General features: G+C 67.2%; 1 protein-coding gene. It reads left to right on the top strand.

Annotation, left to right across the window (positions count from 1 at the left end):
- Nucleotides 1-1,060, top strand: a 1,060-nt coding sequence (gene boxB / locus IH26_RS0152455) for a benzoyl-CoA 2,3-epoxidase subunit BoxB (RefSeq protein WP_030443806.1), incomplete at its 5' end; no start/stop codon positions are given.
- Nucleotides 1,061-1,190 lie beyond the last annotated feature (130 nt).

Consider the following 1,190-nt stretch of genomic DNA (forward strand, 5'->3'; position numbering starts at 1 on the left):
CGTCGAACAACAACGCATCCTCGGCAACACCGCGCCGAGCATCTACGACCTGCGCAACCTGTTCCAGGTCAATGTCGAGGAGGGCCGGCACCTCTGGGCGATGGTCTACCTCCTGCACGCCTATTTCGGCCGGGAGGGCCGGGAGGAGGCCGAGCAACTGCTCAAACGCAACTCCGGCGACCTCGACGCGCCCCGCATCCTCGGGGCTTTCAACGAGGCGACCACCGATTGGCTGCAGTTCTTCATGTTCACCTACTTCACCGACCGGGACGGCAAATACCAGCTCGGCACGCTCAAGGAATCGGCCTTCGACCCGCTGGCGCGCACCTGCCAATTCATGTTGAAGGAAGAGGCGCACCACATGTTCGTGGGCGTCACGGGCGTGCAGCGGACGGTCGAGCGCACCGCGGAATTGATGGCCGAACACCAGACCAGAGACATTCTTGCGTACGGGGGGATCCCGCTCGACATCATCCAGAAGTACCTGAACTTCCAGTATTCGGTCTCGCTCGACCTGTTCGGCTCGGAGCAGTCCACCAATGCGGGCAACTACTACACCGCCGGGCTCAAGGGCCGCTGGATGGAGCCGCGCCGCCGCGACGACCACGTCCTGATCGGCGCCACCCGCGAGATGAGCTACGTCGAGGACGGCGAGCTCCGCACCCGCACCGTGCCGCTGCTGAACGCCCTCAACCTGGACCTGCGCGACGAGTACGCGGCCGACTGCGCCGCCGGCGTCAAGCGGTGGAACCAGGTGCTCGAGGCGGCCGGCGTGACCGAGCGGCTGATCCTGCCGCACGAGGGCTTCAACCGGAAGGTGGGCGTCTACGCCGGCCACCACGTCTCGCCGACCGGCGAGGTGCTCGACGAAGCGACCTGGGCGGCACGGGTCGCCGACTGGCTGCCCGGCGACGCCGACCGGGCCGCCGTCGCGTCGCTGATGGTCCCCGAGTACGAGTACGGCAAGTTCGCCGGCTGGATCGCCCCGCCCCGCACCGGCATCAACGACCAGCCCGTCGAGTTCGACTACGTCCACCTGCTCGAGGAGGGCCTGGCCTGACATGATCGTGGACTTCGCCACCGGCCCGGACCGGTATCGGCATTGGCGGGTGGCCTATGACGGGCCGGTGGCCACGGTGACGCTCGCGGTCGATGAGCAGGGTGGGCTGGTGCCGGGTTACGAGTTGAAG

This window comes from Actinoplanes subtropicus, from assembly GCF_000721705.1.
Lineage (GTDB): Bacteria > Actinomycetota > Actinomycetes > Mycobacteriales > Micromonosporaceae > Actinoplanes > Actinoplanes subtropicus.